The organism is Natronococcus sp. JC468 (assembly GCF_012163165.1).
GTDB classification, from domain to species: domain Archaea; phylum Halobacteriota; class Halobacteria; order Halobacteriales; family Natrialbaceae; genus Natronococcus; species Natronococcus jeotgali.
Genome location: NZ_JAAVUO010000026.1, coordinates 14,408 through 30,749 on the forward strand (window position 1 = coordinate 14,408; position 16,342 = coordinate 30,749).

The window sequence follows — 16,342 nt, forward strand, 5'->3', positions numbered from 1 at the left end:
TCCCGACGCTTGGAGATGGCTTTTTCGAGCGGGACGGCGTAGACCCGAACCGCAATGGCCAGTCGACGAAACCCCTTCGACCACCTCGAGGAGCTGTTCGACCGACTGAACCGCCAGTTCGAGGAAGCCGCCCGGAGCTGGGAGGGCGAGACCGGGCCCGGCGAACGGTTCGGGCCGGGCGCCGGAGCGACCAACCTCGACCTAGCCGATCGCGACGACGAGTTCGTCGTCACCGTCGACGTCCCCGGCTACGAGTCCGCGGACCTCGAGAGCAGGCTCTCGGGGGAGACCCTGTTCGTCAACGGCGAACGTGAGCGGGAGGCGACCGACGAGCGAGACGACTACCTCCGGCGCGAGCGCGAACTCGAGTCGTTCAGCCGGCGGGTGACCCTTCCCGGCCCCGTCGACGCCGACGGGATCGAGGCGACGGTCAACAACGGCGTGTTGACGATCCGGCTTCCCAAGCTCGAGCCCGGCGAGGGCTCGCGCGCGATCGACATCGAGTGACGGTTACTCCTCGTCTTCGGGCTCGAGCGCGGCGAAGAACCGCTCGGGCAGCCGACTGCCGACGACCGTCAGCAGGTCCCTGGCGTCCGGGGCGACGTCGGGGGCGATCGTCGACAGCTCGATCCGACCGCCGGCCATGTCGTGGTGGCCGCCCGCCGAGCCGAGGTCGTCGAACCCGTCGGCCAGCGCCTCGCCGATGTGGATCGCGGGATCGATCGAGCGGGCGCTCAGCCGGATGGCGTCGCCGACGACGCCGTAGACCAGCACCGTGTCCACCCCCTCGAGGTTGAGCAGGTAGTCCGCGGCCTGGGGCAGGGCGTCGGTCTCGGGGGTTCGGCCGACGGTCGCGACCATCGAGGACTCCCGCCGCTGTCGGGTCGCGATCGCCCGCCCGATCGCGTCCAGCGTCGCCGCGGAGAAGGCGCTGCCGTACAGCTGGTTGAGGACCTCGAGGTCGGCGTTCGGGAAGACGTCGAGGGCCGCCTCGTACTCGCGGGCGCTCGGGTTGCGAACGAAGTCGAGGCGTTCGCGGTGCAGGGCAAAGAGTAGCGCCGAGGCCAGCCGCGAGGTCGGCTCGAGCCCGAGTTCCTCGAGGTAGTCGACGAAGATCGTCGCGGTCGCACCGTAGTCGACGCGGACGTCGGCGAACTCGCCCTCGACGGAGTCGCCGGGGTGGTGGTCGACCACGATCTCGGGTCGAACTGTCGCCGGAAGCTCGGTGTTGGCGCCGGGTCGGGAGTGGTCGACGAACGCGATCGCGTCGTAGTCGTCGACGTCGATCTCCGCGAGCGCCCGCAATGATACCTCCAGCAGGGCGACGAACGCCCGGTTCTGCTGATGGGAGATCTCGCCGCCGTAGGCGATCGCCACCTCGTCGACGCCGGCCTCGCGGGCGATGGCCTCGAGCGCGAGCGCGCTGGCCAGACAGTCGGGATCGGGGTTGTCGTGGCAGACGATCGCCAGCGAGTCGCGGTCCTCGAGGGCCGCGACGAGGTCGGCCGCGCGGGACATGGATCGGAGGTAGGGTGCCGAAGGGTTTGAACGCCCCTACGTTTTCGAAGGAATTACACCGGAAATTAAACGTTAGTTCGGCGTACCGACGCCGTATCGTGCGGTTGCCGTCGGCGATGGATTCGTAATCCGCCGCTATCCGACGGCTTCGGAGCCTCGGCGACGGACGGTCAGTCGCCCGTCAGCGCCTCGCTCGCCGGCGCGAACGGGAGTTCGGTCCCGAGTCCCGCCTCGCGGGCCCGCTCGTAGAGCATCCCCGCCGCGGCGACGGTCTCGATCCCGGTGCCGCCGCTGTCGAAGACGGTGATCTCTCCGTCGCTCGTTCGGCCGGGTTCGACCCCGGCGACGACCTCGCCGAGCTCGGCGCGGACGTGGTCCTCGTCGACGACGCCGTCCTCGAGCGCCGCGAGGAAGGCGCCGGCGTCGTGGGTCGCCCGCTCTCGCAGGTCGGGCACGTACGTCGCCCGCTCGATCGTCGTCGTATCCAGCTCGCGGCCGTCGGTGCCGTACTGGCCCATCGCCGTCACGTGGGTTCCGGGCTCGAGCTCGTCGCCGTCGAACACCGGCTCGCTCGCCCGCGTCGCCGTGATCACGATATCGGCGCCGGCGACCGCGTCGGCGCTCGAGGCGACCGCCCGGACGTCGGCCTCGAGCTCGGTGTCGAAGTCGCCGGCGAACGCCTCGCGGTTCTCGGCGGTCGGCGAGTAGACCCGGACGTCGGTCAGGTCGCGGACGGTCGCGGTCGCGCGCAGCTGGCCACGGGCCTGGGCGCCGCTGCCGACGATTCCCAGGGTCGTCGCGTCCTCGCGGGCCAGCGCGTCGACGCCGACAGCGCCGGCCGCGCCGGTTTTGAACGGGTTCAGGCTCGCGCCGTCGAACAGCGCCAGCGGCTCACCGCTGTCGGCGTCGAACAGCGACAGCACGAACCAGGCGTCCTCGGCGCCGAACCCCGCGGTGTACGTGTACGCGCCCATGACCCCGTCGTCGGGGAGGATCGCGGCGTACCCCGTGAGCATCCCCGCCGGATCCTCGCGGACGAGTTTCGAGCGGGGCTGGGCCGGAGCGCCCGTCCCGCGCTGTCGGTACCCTTCGCGGACGGCGTCGACGTACTCGGCCGGCGTCGCGAGCCCGTCGACGTCGTCGCTGGTCAGAAATAGGGTATCGGTCACGGGCGAAAAGACGTCGGGAGATGAGAAAGGAATACCGGTCGAGGCGTCGATCAGTCCGCGTTGAGCGGCTGGTGGGTCGACTGGACGTCCTCGGCCGAATCGACCGGAGCGTTGACGAACATTGCGTGGCCGATAAGCGCCATCGCGACGAACGCGCCCGCCGGTATCGCCGTCGTCACTGACAGGCCGACGAACGTCAGTGCGGCGGTGATGCCGAGCAGTGCGACCGGGATGAGGCCAAGAACAATGTCGTAATATCCAGCCATAATGTATTCTATACTATGCGGAATAACGGTATAAGTGTTTCCCATAATAGGCCGATAGCGAACCCGTTTCTAACGCGTATTGGAGGGGTTGAATACCCATAACTTATAGAGCGGTTTTGTAAATTGTACCCTCCGTCGGCCGAGACGGAGCGGGAGAGGTTTATAAACGTAGCGCGGCCGAAACGAACCGGTGCTCGGACGAAAATCGCACGAGGGCGGCGTCCCTCGAGCGAGTTCTCGCTCGACAATACAATAACTTTTGACCGTTATATTCATTCACCGATGTGTCGCCGGGACCGTCCCGTCGGGATCGAGAGGAGTTCAGCCGAGGTCCCGCGGGCGGCCGCGGAAACGCTACCGTCGGGAGCGGGCGTACGCCGCGTAGACGCCGCGCCAGCCGATAAGCGCCAGGAGGCCGAACCCGGTTATCACGAGCGGGAACGGCCAGGTCGCGGTGCCGTCGAACAGCGGCGACGCCCGCAGGATCAACCCGACGTTCGCCGCCGCGACCCACGCCACCGTCGTCGCGCGAACCGCGCGGGCGAGCGACCTCCCGACGCCGGGCGCGTAGAGGCCGGCAAGCGGCGCCATGACGAGCCAGCCGACGGCGAACGGGGCGATCGTCTCGAGGGCGGCCAGCGGCTCCGCGAGGGGGTCGACGCCGTGGCTCAGCTGGCCGGCGGTGATGATCGCGGCGAGCAGGGCGAGATCGATCGCGCCGAGCGCGAGGTCCCTCCCGCCGAGCGCTCCCGCGGACTCCGACGAGCGGACTGGAGCGTCCATACTCGACGTTGGCGACCGCGCCCATATCGGTGTCCCGGTTTCGCCGCCTCGAGGATGCGGGTGCTACTCGACCTCCGAGGGTCGGGACACCGTCTCGAGGACCCGCTGAGAGAACTCCACCTCCGAGAGCTCCACGCCGAGGCCGGCGAACCAGTCGGCCTCGACGTGCCAGTCCCCCCGGAGCTCGCCGTCGGTCGACAGCGAGGTGGCCTCGAGCCGGCCCGGCGTCCACCCCCGTTCCTCGGCGACCGCCAGCAGCATGCGGACGACGGCGCTGACCTCGTCGGTCGTCACGACCGGCGCCTCGGCGACGGTCTCGTACTCGAGGTCGATCGCCGCGCCGTCGGCGGGGGCCTCGTCGCCGCCGGGCCAGGAGACGTCGGTGACGTAGATGCCGTTGCTCATCAGGCGGTTCTCGAGTGCGGTCTCGACGGCGTGGTCCGAACCCATACCCACGAGTTGGGTCGGCACCGGGAAAACGGTTAGCTCAGAGCGGGTCGACCAGGTCCTCGAGCGCGGCGGCCGGGTCGTCGGCCTTCGCGACGCCGCTTGCCAGTAACACGCCCTCGGCGCCGAGTTCGCCCGCGGCGACGACGTCGTCGCCGGTGCTGATGCCCGCGCCACAGAGGACCGAGACGTCCTCGTCGACGCCCGCGGCGGCGTCGACGGCGTCCTCGACGACGTCGGGGTCGGCCTGGCTGACGGGCGTGCCGGTGCCGATGAGTTCCGGCGGCTCGACGGCGACGGCGTCGGGACCCAGCGCCGCCGCGGCGCCGATCTGGGCCGGATTGTTCGCGCAGACGACGGTCTCGAGGTCCGCCCGCTCGGCCGCGCGAACCGCGCCGTCGATATCGGCGAGCTTCAGGCGTCGCTCGGAGTGGTTGATCAGCGTGCCGTCGGCGCCCGCGTCGGCGACCGACTCCGCGAGCGCGTGGCCGGTGTTGCTGCCGTGCTCGATCGGATCGACGTGCTGGGCCCAGGTCTCGACGCCGGTCTCGGCGACGCGCTCGAGGTGGGCGGCCTGGGGGGCAACCGCCAGGCGGGCGTCGGTCCGGTCGTCGACGTCGCTGACGGCCTCCGCGACCTCGATCGGATCGCACGGGTAGGTCTTGAGGTTGACGAGAACGAACATACGAGAGACGCCCGTCCCGGGAAAGAAATAGCTTGCGAGTCGGGGCGTGGCGCTCGCTCAGTCCTTGCGCTTGACGACGTCGCCGAGCGTATAGCTGCCCGTCGCCGAGCCGCCCGACCACTCCGAGTCCTCGGCGGAGCCGCCCTCGGCGCTCAGCTCGATCCCGAGGAAGCTCTCGAGTTTCGACTGCACCCGGTCGCTGGGAAGCGTATCGCCCCGTTCGATCTTCCGGATGAGACTCGCCTTCTCGTTTAACTCGTTTGCCAGTTCGGACTGGCTCAGTCCCTTCTCCTCGCGGGCGTTACGGACGCGGTCGTCGTAGTCGGTCGCCAGCTCGTCCATGTCGTCGAACATGTCCTGACGGCGCGAGCCACCCGAACTCGAGCTCGAACCCGAGGACGTCGAACCGCCCGAACTCGAGCTCGAGCTCGAGGCGCTCGACCCGGTCGAGTACTTCGTCGACGAGCTCGAGCTCCCCGTCTGTTTTACCTCGGTCCCGAACTCCGTGCAGTTCGAGCACACGTCTAACTTCGCACCCTCCACCTTGATCGTCTTCGGAGACGACGTCTCGGTGCCACACATCTCGCATTGGACCATGGGCGAACCTATATCCCGGGACGCCATAAACCATGCGGCGCGGTCCCAGAGCCGCGAAACCGCGGGGAGCGAGCCCGTCCGAGGGCGTCCGCGCGGTCACTCGAGGGCGGCCCAGGCGTAGTAGAACCGCTGGAGCGCGGTGACGTGGCCGACGACAGCCAGAAAGACCAGCAGCCATCCGATCAGCGTCAGCCCGCCGTACGCCCCCGAGAGCGGGTACGCCAGGAAACCGACGAGACCGATGATCACCAGCCGGTCCGCGCGGCCGATGAGCCCGCCGTAGACCCGCTCGAGACCGACCGCCTGGGCCTGCGTGCCCAGGTAGGAGGTCATCACCACGCCCGTCACCGCCAGGAACCCGAGGAGGTAGTGCTCGATCCCGGCGGCCAGCCCGGCGATGATGACGATGTCGGCGTAACGGTCCAGGACGTGATCGAGCAGGTCCCCGCCGGTGGAGGCGACGTTTTGCTCGCGGGCGAGCGCGCCGTCGATCACGTCGAGCCAGCCGTTCAGGAAGACCAGGACGGCGGCCGCGGCGAACCAGACCGGAGCCCCCCGCCCCCCGAGCAGGAAGGCGCCCGCCGCCAGCACCGCCACCCCGAACGCCAGCAGGCTGACGCCGTTGGGCGTCATCCCGAGTCGGTCGAACCCGCTGACGAACGGATCCAGAAGGCCCGAGACGTACGGGCGGAGCTGATCGAGGGTCATTCGAGATACCCCACGAAGTCGACCTCGCCGGCGCTTGGCTCCCGATCGCCGGCGATCACGGCTGCGAGCGCGTCGGCGACCGCCCCGGGGTCGCGGTCGGTCGTGTCGATCTCGTAGACCGACTCGAGGCCGTGTTCTTCGACCGCCTCGGCGAGCACGACGTCGAGGGCCTCGCTCTCGGCGTTCTCCCGGGCCTTGGCCTCGCTCTCGCCGCGCTCGAGCAGCCGCCCCTCGAGCTGTGCGGGCTCGCAGCGCAGAACGACGACGCGATCCGCCTCGAAGTGGTGTGCCAGGTGGGACTCGATCACCGCGCGCTCGTAGTCGGCGAGGCGGTCGGTCAGCGCGTCGAGGTCGGCGATCTTGCTCTCTCGATCGGGGTCGATCGCGGTGTACAGCTCCTCGTCCTCGAGGACCTCGTTGAGGTGGATCACCTCGAGGGCGTCGCCCTTGAGCGGCGACTCGCCGTCCGCGAGCCGGTCCTCGAGCAGTTTCGTCGCGGTGGTCTTGCCCGTTCCCGGCGTGCCGGTGACGGCGATCCTCACGCGTCGGTCACCTCCCGCTCCCGTTCGGGGGCCAGCTCCTCGAGGACGGCATTTACCGTCTCGACGGCGCGTTCGGTCTCGCTCTCGGTGCCGCAGGTGATCCGGATACAGCCCGGCAGGCCGAAGCTCGAGCAGTCCCGGACGATGACGCCCCGTTCCTGGCACGCCTCGGCGACGGCCGTTGCGTCCCCGACCGCCGCGAGCACGAAGTTGCCCTCGCTGGGCCAGACCCGCGCGTCGATGCGCTCGCGCATGTACTCTCGGGAGTCGCGCGCGGTTTCGACGGTTCGCTCGACGTGCTCGTCGTCGTCGATGGCCGCGAGTCCGGCCCGGCAGGCGATCTCGCTGGCGGCGAAGGGGGTGTTCACGCGGGCGTAGGCGTCGGCCCACTCGCCGGGGACGATCGCATAGCCCAGGCGAACGCCCGCGAGACCGTAGGCCTTCGAGAACGTCCGCAGGACGGCGATATCGTCGCGGGCCTCGAAGCCGTCCCGACCCTCGAGCAGGGAAACGGCGCTGTCGACGTCGGCGAACTCGCCGTAGGCCTCGTCGACGACGACCAGCGTCTCCGCGTCGGTTTCCGCGGCGATCCGTTCGACGTCCGCGAGCTCGATCGTCGACCCCGAGGGGTTGTGCGGGCTCGTGAGGTAGACGATCCGTTCGCCGTCGTAGGCCGACAGCACCGTCTCGGGCGTCTGGGCGAAGTCCGCGTCGCGCTCGAGGTCGTACTCCCGAACCCCGCCGTGGTGAAAGCGGGCGCTCATCCCGTAGTAGGCAAACCCCGGCGAGGGGACGAGGACGTCGTCGCCGGGCTCGAGCGTCGCCCGGGAGAGGTAGTCGATCGCGCCGTCGCCGCCGTTGGCGAGCCACACCTGCGCGGAATCGACCGACCAACGGTCGGCGACGGCGTCGGTGAGGTCGGTGTGTGCAGACTTCGGGTAGGAGCTGACGCTCCCCGCGGCCTCCCGGACGGCGTCGGCGGCCGCGGGGGAGGGGCCGTGGGGGTTCTCGTTCGAGGCGAGCTTGACGAACTCCGAGGGGTCGCGCCCGAGTTCGCGGGCGACCTCCTCGATGCCTCGACCCGCCTCGTAGGCGACGTGGTCGGACAGGTCGCGCGGTTGCATACGCGAACCCTGTTTCCGGCGGCTCTTAAGGGTGCTTACCTCCGCTCGCCGCAACGTCCTCGGCCAGCCGTTCCCCGCGTCTCGGGAGTCGGAACCGTGCCCGACACACACTCACACATTCTTGAACGAAGAGTTATTCGGCCGGGACCCCTGAATCGGGTATGAACGCGCTGGTGGCGACACTCTCGCAACTCGAGGGCCCGGGGATCGATCCGCTGTTGTACATCGGGGCGCTGGTACTGGCGGTCGCGATCGTCACGGTCTGGCAGATGGTCGAGATCGTCGACGCCTACAACCGGGGTGCGCTGACGGTCTTCGGGGAGTACCGCAAGCTGCTCCAGCCGGGGCTGAACGTCGTCCCGCCGTACGTCTCGCGGGTCTACACGTTCGACATGCGAACCCAGACGATCGACGTGCCGACCCAGGAGGCGATCACGCGGGACAACTCCCCCGTCACGGCCGACGCCGTCGTCTACATCCGTGTGATGGACGCCAAGCGGGCCTTCCTCGAGGTCGACGACTACAAGACGGCGGTCTCGAACCTCGCCCAGACGACCCTGCGGGCGGTGCTTGGCGACATGGAACTGGACGACACCCTCAGCCGCCGCGAGATGATCAACGAGCGGATCCGCAAGGAACTGGACGAACCCACCGACGAGTGGGGCATCCGCGTCGAGAGCGTCGAGGTCCGCGAGGTCACCCCCTCGCGGGACGTCAAGGGCGCGATGGAACAGCAGACCTCCGCCGAGCGCAAACGGCGCGCGATGATCCTCGAGGCCCAGGGTGAACGCCGCAGCGCCGTCGAGAAGGCCGAGGGCCAGAAGCAGTCGAACATCATCCGCGCCCAGGGTGAAAAGCAGAGCCAGATCCTCGAGGCCCAGGGTGACGCGATCTCGACGGTTCTGCGCGCCCGTTCGGCCGAATCGATGGGCGAGCGTGCCGTGATCGACAAGGGGATGGACGCCCTCGAGAACATCGGGCAGAGCGAGTCGACTACCTTCGTCCTCCCCCAGGAGCTCACCTCGATGGTCGGGCGCTACGGCAAGCACCTCTCGGGCAGCGACGTCGCCGCGGACGGCGACCGACTCGAGAGCCTCGAGTTCGACGACGAGACGCGAGAACTGATCGGCCTCGACGACATCGCCGAGATCATCGGCGAGATCGACGCCGAAGCCGACGTGGACGTCGAGGCGATGGAACGGGAGGCCCAGGCGATCAAGGAGGGCGAGGACGTGGGACCGCCGGCCGACGGCGCCGGGGAGGCCGGCCCCGAACTCGACGTCGCCCCCGACGAGGGCTCGGGCGGGGACTGACCGCGACCCGGCTCCGAAGCCGAACCGCTTTTCTCGTGCAGTTGCGGACGCTACCGCATGCACGACGATCCAGGAAACGATCGACCGGGGCGATCGATCTCGCGGTGGACGCGCTCGCAGGCGGCCGCGATCCGGCGCGGCGAGGGGGCGGTGGCGCCGGTCGTCTACCCGCCCGCGGAGGACGTCGATCCGGACCTCCACGTCTGGGACACGTGGTTCCTCCGCGATCGGGACGGCTCGATCGCCGAGATCGACGGCTACCGCGTCATCCTCTCGCTGACGGCCCCCGCCGAGTTGCTGCCGGGCAAACGCCACGACGTGGCGACGATCCGGTACTTCTACTCCCGGGACGGTCGCGAGTGGACCTGCGGCGGCAGGGTCTTCGAGGAGGGCGCGGCGTTCGGCTCGCGCCAGTGGGCCGGCTCGGCGCTCTACGACCGCCGCGGTGACGCGTCGGGCGACGGCGAGGACGGTCGGCTCTACCTCTACTACACCGCCTCGGGCGCCCGCGGCGAGACGGAGTTGACCTACACCCAGCGGATCGCGGTCGGCGCCGGCGGCACCGTCGAGACCGGCGGCGACGGCCTCGAGATCTCCGGTCCGTTCGACCACGAGGTGTTGCTCGAGCCCGACGGCGCCGAGTACGAGCGCGAGTCGCAGTCCCGGGGGATGATCTACACCTTCCGCGACCCCTGGTTCTTCGAGGATCCGGCGACGGGCGAGACCTGCCTGCTGTTCGAGGCCAACACGCCGATCCCCGACCCCGAACGCGAGGAGCGCTTCGAGGGCGACCCCGAACACCTCGAGTTCAACGGCAGCGTCGGACTGGCCGTCTCGCCGTCGGGCGACCCGACCGACTGGGAGCTCGAATCGCCGATCCTCGAGGGCGTCGGCACGAACCAGGAGCTCGAACGGCCCCACGTCGTCGTCCGGGACGGCCGGTACTACCTCTTCCTCTCGAGCCACGAGCACACGTTCGCCTCGGGGCTCGAGGGGTACGACGCGCTCTATGGCTTCGTCGCGGACTCGCTGCGGGGCGAGTACGTCCCGCTGAACGAATCGGGGCTCGTGCTGACGAATCCCGAGAGCGCGCCGTTTCAGACCTACTCGTGGCTGGCCTATCCCCACGACGAGGAGGTGCTGGTCACCAGCTTCTTCAACTACTACGACCTGCGCGGGCTCTCGCTCGACGACGTGGCCGACCTCCCCGCCGACGAACAGCAGCGCCGGTTCGGCGGGACGCTCGCGCCGACGGTCCGGCTGGACGTCGACGGCGCTGCGACGCGGGTGCTTGGCGCGCTCGAGCACGGCCACCTGCCGCTGCCCGACGAGGAACTGCCCGCGCTGCTGTCGTCGTATCGGGCGGAGAACGACGACCGCGGAGAGTACTGACCCGGCCCGGTCGGGCGGAGCCGTCGATCGCTACCGGGAGCCGCGTCGGTCCCGCGCTCGGGGACGGTCGCTACCGGGAGCCGCGTCGGTCCCGCGCTCGGTATCGCCCACCGCAGGCCAGGCCGACCCCATCGTCCACACCTCGAGGCCCTCGAAGACGGCTCGCCCGTCGGCGGCGTACAGCGAGACGCCGTCGCTGTCGGCTCGCGTCGGGAAGATCCGGGTCGACAGGCAGTGGCGCTCGTTCGCGAAGACCTCGAGGACGGAGCCGTCGACGAACAGGCGCAGGGACAGGCTCTCGTCGACCGGGGTGACGGGCATCGAGACCGGGTCGCTCGAGGCGCGGTGATCGGTCGTCGACGCCGCGCGGTCGACGACGAGGTCGCTCTCGCGGGTGTACCGCAGCAGCGTCTCCTCCTCGCCGTCGGGCGAGCGCCGAACCGCCAGGCCACATTCCGCGGCATCCTCGAGGCGGATCTCGGCCCGGAGCTCGAACGAGTGCCCGGCGAACGGCAGCTCCCGGCGTTCGTCCGCGAGGGTCGGCGAGTCCGCGTACGCCCGGTCCTCGCGAAGCGCCGTCAGCTCGGCGGCGGGGCGCTGTCGGAGCCGCCCCTCGTCGTCGAGGTCGATCCGTCTCGGGAGCGACAGGGTGCCGGCCCAGCCGGCGTCCCACTGGGCCGCCGGACTGCGGTCGGGTTTGATCCAGCCCCAGGTGAGCCACCGGTCGTCGCCGTCGTCACGCAGCGACTGCGGGGCGTAGAACGCGCCGTGGTCGAGGAGCCCGTCCCGCTCGACGTCGAACGATCGGTCGGCGTACTCGCCGAGGTAGTACCGCACCTCCTCGTAGTTCGAGACGTGCAGCAGCCGCTTCTCGCCGAGGTCGAGCAGCTCCGGACACTCCCACATGGCGCCGTCGCGGTCGGGCTCGCCGGTCAGGATCGGCCCCCGGTAGGTCCAGTCGATCATCTCGTCGCCCTCGCTGGTGTACAACAGCGCCGTCCCTCCCCCGTCCTCGATCCCGGAGCCGATGAGGTGGTGCCAGGTGCCGTCCTCGCGCCAGACGTTGTGATCGCGGAACTCGGCCCGCCAGTGCTCGGTCGAGCGCAGCGGCGGGTCGACGGGGACCGACCTGATGACCGGGTTCTCGGGGTACTTCTCCCAGTCGACGAGGTCGTCGTCGGTCGCGGTCGCCAGACACGGCAACTGGACGTCTCCGTCTCCGCCCGTGTACACGATCTTCGCGGTGCCGTCGACGCCGACCGCACAGCCCGACCAGCAGCCGTCCCGATCGGGGCCGTCGGGCGAGGGCGTCAGCGCGATCGGGCGGTCCTCCCAGGTCACCAGGTCGTCGCTGACCGCGTGGCCCCAGTGGATCGTCCCGTGGTGGGGTCCCGCGGGGTTGTACTGGTAGAAGACGTGGTAGGTCCCGTTCCACTCGAGCAGCCCGTTCGGGTCGTTGAGCCAGTTCTCGGGCGGCGAAATGTGGTACCGGGGCCGGTGGTGGTCGTCCGCCAGTCGCTCGCGGGCGGCCGACAGCGCGGCCGCGCTCTTCGGTTCGTGCTCGAGCAGGCGCTCGTCGTCCGCGGCCAGAACCCCGAGCAGGTTCTCGAGGAGTCGCCCCCGATTGCGTGCGGCCGTCTCGGGTGCGGGACCGTCGAACTGGATTCCGGTTCCGAGCCCGGCGACGTCGCCGTCGCCGACCCGCCAGCCGAACAGGGCGGGCTCGGCGGGCGCCTCGCGGTCGGCGCGGAGCGTGCTCGCGAGGACGGCGCCCCGCTCGGGCAGGACGCGCTCGTAGCGCGCGCAGGGCTGCTCGCCCTCGGGCGCCCGGGTCGCGACCCGCAGCTCATCGAACCCGTCGAAGACCGGGCGGTCGGCGAACGCCGACCTGCACAGCAGCCCGGCGGGGGGCTCCTCCTCGAGGGTCGTGACGTCGGGCTCGACGGGGTCGATCCCGAGGGCCGGAACGGCCTCGAGCGCCCGCAGCGAGAGCAACAGGCCGCCGCCGTCCGCGAGGTGCGTCTCGAGCGGGGCGCGGACGTCCTCGATCGTCCCGCCCCCGACCGCCTTGAGCGGCTCCGCGCGGTGCCACCAGAGGACGTCGTACGCCGAGAGCCGGGCGTCGTCGACGGCGGCGAGCGCGAGCGTCTCGACGTCGATTCCGGCCGCCTCGCACCGCTCGAGGGCGACACGCTGCTCCGGGGAGGGCTCGCCGGCGACCAGGAACCCCACGGTCTCCGCTGATTCGCTCATCCCCCGAAACGCGTCGTCGGATCGTAATAGGACTGCCGACGTGGACCCGATCGGCGTCGATCGACGAACGCGGTCGCGTCGACGACCCGCGCCTCGAGTTCCGGCCGGGCGGCAAGGGTGTAGTATTTCCTCGCGGCTCGCGTAGGACGGACACGATGTCGACTACCAACGCAGGATCCGGCGGCTCGTCGGCGAATAAGCTCAGTATCGTCTCGACGGTGATCGACGCGGGGCTGGCGTTCGCCCGCGGGCGACCAAAGAGCGGACTGCTGTTGCTCGCCGCTGCGGCGCTGTCGACGCGCGTCCCCGGGATCGGAACCGCGACGTCGCTTCTATTGCGCGTGGTCCGGCGACTCCGGTAGGCCGGGTCGCTTGCGTCCGCGTCGAACCAAACGCCGTCGCCTCAGTGCTCGACGAACTCGATCAGGATCCCGCCCGTGTCCTTCGGGTGGAGGAAGGCGACCGAGTGTCCCCACGCACCGGGTCGAGGCTCCTCGTCGACGAGGGCGACGTCGTGCTCGCGGGCGGTCTCGAGCGCGGCGTCGATGTCGTCGGTCGCGAGCGCGAGGTGGTGGATCCCCGCGCCGTCGTCCTCGAGATACCGGGCGATCGTGCCGTCCTCGAGGGGCTCGAGCAGCTCGAGGTAGCAGTTCCCGCAGTCGAGAAAGACGACGGTCATTCCGTCGAACTCCTCCTCGTGGGCGATCTCGAGGCCGAACAGCTCGCCGTACAGCGCCGCCAGCTCCGCGGCGTCGTCGGTCGCGATCCCTGCGTGGTCGATGTGCATCGAGCGGGGGGTTCGGCCCGCCGGACGGAGAGTGTTACCCTTCCGGCGAGGCGTCGACCGCCGGCAGCGTAAACGAGAACGTCGACCCCTCGCCGGGCGCGGAGTCGACCCAGATCTCGCCGCCGTAGCGCTCGACGATCCGCTCACAGAGCGCGAGCCCGATCCCGGCGCCGTCGTGATCCTCGCGGCTGTGGAGCCGCTGGAACATCTCGAAGATCTGGTCGCGCTCCTCGGACTCGATCCCGATCCCGTCGTCGCTGACCGAAACGATCCACTCCGACTCGCGTCGCTCGGCCGAGACGCGGATCCGTGGGGTGTCGTCGCTGTACTCGATCGCGTTCTCGAGCAGGTTCTGGAACACCTGCCGGAGCTGGCTCTCGTCGCCCGCGACCGCCGGCAGCGGCTCCGCGGAGACGTCGGCGTTCGTGGCCGCGATGCGCATCTCGAGGTCCGAGCAGACGTCCTCGAAGACGGCCTCGAGGTCGACCCGTTCCAGCGGATCGCCCCGCGTCTTGACCCTGGCGTAGGCGAGCAGCCCGTCGATCATCTCACGCATGCGTTCGGCGCCCTCGAGGGCGAACCCGAGGAACTCCCGACCGTCGTCGTCGAGCGCGTCGGCGTAGCGCCGATCGACGAGCTGGAGGTAACTCGAGACCATCCGCAGGGGCTCCTGGAGGTCGTGGGAGGCCGCGTACGCGAACTGCTCGAGGCGTCGGGTCTCCGCCTGGAGCTCGTCGATGTACTCCCGTCGCTCGAAGTGAAACTTCATCAGCGTCGCGAGCGTGTCGATCAGGTCCCGCTCCTCGTCGATGAACGGCTCCGGCTCGTCCTCCGGCGGGGGTTCGACGAAGCCGACGTCGATCCGAATCGGCGTTCCGCTCGCCGTGCTGGTGCGGGTGGTGATCCGTCGCTCGAAGGAGCCGCGGCCGTCCGTGACCGCCTCGTGATCGCCGACCGAGACTTGCGTCGCGACTCGGTCGGCGTACCGAAACGCCCGGGGCAGCTCCGAGACGAACTCCGCGAGCAGCTCGTCGACCGGGCGGTCGCCGGTCTCGAGCAGGTTCGTCGCGAGCCGGACGGCCGCCAGCTCGCTCTCCCGATCCTCGAGTTCCTGTTTGCGGCGCTTGGCAAGCTCCTTCAGGTCGGTGATCTCCGTCGCGGTGACGACGACCTGCTCGACCGGTTTCCCGTCGGCGCCGATCGGCGCGGCGTTTATCGACAGCCACCGCCGCGATCCATCGGCCCGATCCAGACGGATCTCCCGGTCGTAGACGGGCTCGCCGGTCTCGAAGACTCGGGCTGCCGGCCGCTCCTCGACCGGGAGCGGTCGCCCCTCGGCGTCGTACATGTCGCGCTGGCTCGTGGCGTATCCCGAGGACTCGTCCGGCGAGACGCCGAGCAGGGCCGTCATCCGTTCGTTGGCCCGGCTGGTCACCCCGTCGGGGTCGACGACCGCGATCCCGACCGGACTCGTCTCGAGGATCCGTTCGGTCAGGTCCCGCTCGCGTTGGAGCTGCTGTTCGCGCTCCCGGCGCTCGGTCATGTCGCGGGTCACCTTCGCGTACCCCTGGAGCTCGCCGTCCTCCCTGATCGCCGTGATCGTCACGTTCGCCCAGAACCGCGAGCCGTCCGCGCGGACGCGCCACCCCTCGTCCTCGGCGGTTCCCTCGGTTCTCGCCCGCTCGAGGTTTCGCTCGGGGACGCCGTCGGCCCTGTCGCCGTCGGTGTAGAACGTCGAGAAGTGCTCGCCGACGATCGCCGACGACTCGTACCCCTTGATCCGTTTCGCCCCCTCGTTCCAGCTGACGACGCGCCCGTCGGCGTCGAGCCTGAAGATCGCGTACTCGTCGACCGCGTCGACGAGCGACCGGAACCGCTGTTCGCTCTCCTGGTGTGCCTGTTCGGACCGCTTTCGGTCGGTGACGTCGTAGTACAGCTCGACGCGGCCGCCGGCGTACCGCCCGGACTCGATCGGCTTGCTCCGGTGCTCGAGCCAGCGTGCCTCCCGGTCGGGGCCGTCCGCGACCCGAAACTCGAACTGTTCGACGGGCGCGTCGTCGTCGGTCGCCAGTACGGTCTCCGCGAACCCCTCGGGATCCGCGAGACGGTCGCGAATCGTCTCCTCGACGACGGCCCGTTTGTCTCGGCCGATAACGTCGCGGCGATCCACGCCGAAGTACGTTTCGACGGTCTCGTCGGCCCAGACGACGTCAGACGACTCGTCGAGGACGAACACGCCGACGTCGGCCTCGTCGATGACCGAGGAGATCGACTCGTAGGTCTCCCAGATCGAGTCCAGTCGGTCCCGTTCGCTCTCCTCGTCGACGGCCCGGACGACGGCAACGACGCCGTCGAACTCGCCGTCGGCCTCGAGGACGCTGAACCGAACCTCGCAGGGGACGCGGTCGCCGTCGGCGGCCTCGATCGCCAGGTCGAACGTCGCGTCCGGATCGACGCCCGTCTCGAGGCGATCGTCCAGTTCCCGCTCGAGACGGGCGACGTCGTCCTCGCCGACGAGGACCGAGAAGTGTTCGCCGAGCAGGTCCCGGCGGTCGTATCCCGTCTGCTCGAGGACGGCGTCGTTGACCGCGACGATTCGACCGTCGGCATCGAGTCGGTAGATCCCGTCGTCGATCGCGTTCATCACCGTTCGATACTGCTCGAGCGATCCCCTGAACGCGCCGTCCCGGGCTCGGTCGCCGGATCCCCCCAGACCGTCGCTCATAGCCGTTCAGTAACGGGTGAGCCGCATAAGTGC

Annotated in this window: 17 protein-coding genes; 4 read left to right on the forward strand and 13 right to left on the reverse strand. The window is 69.8% G+C overall.

Annotated features, from left to right (window positions below; all coding sequences use genetic code 11):
• The first annotated feature begins 54 nt into the window (after nt 1–54).
• Entirely contained in the window at nt 55–507 is a 453-nt protein-coding gene (locus tag GWG54_RS14440; RefSeq protein WP_167938442.1) for an Hsp20/alpha crystallin family protein, read from the forward strand.
• 3 nt (nt 508–510) lie between these two features.
• On the opposite strand, the gene GWG54_RS14445 is transcribed toward GWG54_RS14440, so the two are convergent.
• From GWG54_RS14445 to hisC, 10 genes are all read right to left on the reverse strand, one after another.
• Nucleotides 511–1,518: a bifunctional oligoribonuclease/PAP phosphatase NrnA gene (locus tag GWG54_RS14445; protein WP_167938443.1), complete on the reverse strand. Its 1,008-nt coding sequence runs from the start codon at nt 1,516–1,518 to the stop codon at nt 511–513.
• A gap of 170 nt (nt 1,519–1,688) precedes the next feature.
• Nucleotides 1,689–2,687, reverse strand: a complete 999-nt coding sequence (locus GWG54_RS14450) for an ornithine cyclodeaminase family protein (protein ID WP_167938444.1) — start codon at nt 2,685–2,687, stop codon at nt 1,689–1,691.
• A 50-nt stretch (nt 2,688–2,737) separates the two neighbouring features.
• Nucleotides 2,738–2,953 (reverse strand): hypothetical protein, encoded by a 216-nt coding sequence (locus GWG54_RS14455; protein ID WP_167938445.1) that lies wholly within the window; start codon nt 2,951–2,953, stop codon nt 2,738–2,740.
• A gap of 354 nt (nt 2,954–3,307) precedes the next feature.
• Nucleotides 3,308–3,736, reverse strand: a complete 429-nt coding sequence (locus GWG54_RS14465; RefSeq protein ID WP_167938446.1) for a DUF3054 domain-containing protein — start codon at nt 3,734–3,736, stop codon at nt 3,308–3,310.
• Between the two features lie 63 nt (nt 3,737–3,799).
• Nucleotides 3,800–4,186 (reverse strand): hypothetical protein, encoded by a 387-nt coding sequence (locus tag GWG54_RS14470; RefSeq protein ID WP_167938447.1) that lies wholly within the window; start codon nt 4,184–4,186, stop codon nt 3,800–3,802.
• Nucleotides 4,187–4,223: 37 nt separating this feature from the next.
• Nucleotides 4,224–4,868, reverse strand: coding sequence for a triose-phosphate isomerase (tpiA, locus tag GWG54_RS14475; protein ID WP_167938448.1), 645 nt, complete (start codon nt 4,866–4,868; stop codon nt 4,224–4,226).
• A 57-nt stretch (nt 4,869–4,925) separates the two neighbouring features.
• Nucleotides 4,926–5,465 (reverse strand): multiprotein bridging factor aMBF1, encoded by a 540-nt coding sequence (locus GWG54_RS14480; protein ID WP_167938449.1) that lies wholly within the window; start codon nt 5,463–5,465, stop codon nt 4,926–4,928.
• Between the two features lie 96 nt (nt 5,466–5,561).
• Nucleotides 5,562–6,173, reverse strand: a complete 612-nt coding sequence (locus GWG54_RS14485; RefSeq protein WP_167938450.1) for a CDP-alcohol phosphatidyltransferase family protein — start codon at nt 6,171–6,173, stop codon at nt 5,562–5,564.
• A complete protein-coding gene (locus GWG54_RS14490; protein WP_167938451.1) occupies nt 6,170–6,715 on the reverse strand; it encodes an adenylate kinase family protein in 546 nt (181 codons plus the stop codon). The genes GWG54_RS14485 and GWG54_RS14490 overlap by 4 nt, the downstream gene beginning before the upstream one ends.
• Complete coding sequence (gene hisC / locus GWG54_RS14495; protein ID WP_167938452.1) at nt 6,712–7,839, reverse strand: histidinol-phosphate transaminase; 1,128 nt, start codon at nt 7,837–7,839, stop codon at nt 6,712–6,714. The genes GWG54_RS14490 and hisC overlap by 4 nt, the downstream gene beginning before the upstream one ends.
• 161 nt (nt 7,840–8,000) lie before the next feature.
• Here hisC and GWG54_RS14500 point away from each other — a divergent pair, with 161 nt between their 5' ends.
• Nucleotides 8,001–9,152 (forward strand): SPFH domain-containing protein, encoded by a 1,152-nt coding sequence (locus tag GWG54_RS14500; RefSeq protein WP_167938453.1) that lies wholly within the window; start codon nt 8,001–8,003, stop codon nt 9,150–9,152.
• 57 nt (nt 9,153–9,209) lie between these two features.
• The gene (locus GWG54_RS14505; RefSeq protein WP_167938454.1) at nt 9,210–10,544 is read left to right on the forward strand and encodes a glycoside hydrolase family 68 protein; all 1,335 of its coding nucleotides are present in this window, start codon (nt 9,210–9,212) and stop codon (nt 10,542–10,544) included.
• A 30-nt stretch (nt 10,545–10,574) separates the two neighbouring features.
• Here the strand turns inward: GWG54_RS14505 and GWG54_RS14510 are convergent, their stop codons facing one another.
• On the reverse strand, nt 10,575–12,797 hold the full coding sequence (locus GWG54_RS14510) for a glycoside hydrolase family 32 protein (RefSeq protein WP_167938455.1): 2,223 nt from the start codon (nt 12,795–12,797) through the stop codon (nt 10,575–10,577).
• A 155-nt stretch (nt 12,798–12,952) separates the two neighbouring features.
• On the opposite strand from GWG54_RS14510, the gene GWG54_RS14515 reads away from it, so the two are divergent.
• Nucleotides 12,953–13,159: a hypothetical protein gene (locus GWG54_RS14515; protein WP_008419841.1), complete on the forward strand. Its 207-nt coding sequence runs from the start codon at nt 12,953–12,955 to the stop codon at nt 13,157–13,159.
• A 41-nt stretch (nt 13,160–13,200) separates the two neighbouring features.
• On the opposite strand, the gene mce is transcribed toward GWG54_RS14515, so the two are convergent.
• Both mce and GWG54_RS14525 read right to left on the reverse strand, forming a co-directional pair.
• On the reverse strand, nt 13,201–13,584 hold the full coding sequence (mce, locus tag GWG54_RS14520; protein ID WP_167938456.1) for a methylmalonyl-CoA epimerase: 384 nt from the start codon (nt 13,582–13,584) through the stop codon (nt 13,201–13,203).
• A 34-nt stretch (nt 13,585–13,618) separates the two neighbouring features.
• Entirely contained in the window at nt 13,619–16,309 is a 2,691-nt protein-coding gene (locus GWG54_RS14525) for a PAS domain S-box protein (RefSeq protein WP_167938457.1), read from the reverse strand.
• Between the last annotated feature and the right edge of the window lie 33 nt (nt 16,310–16,342).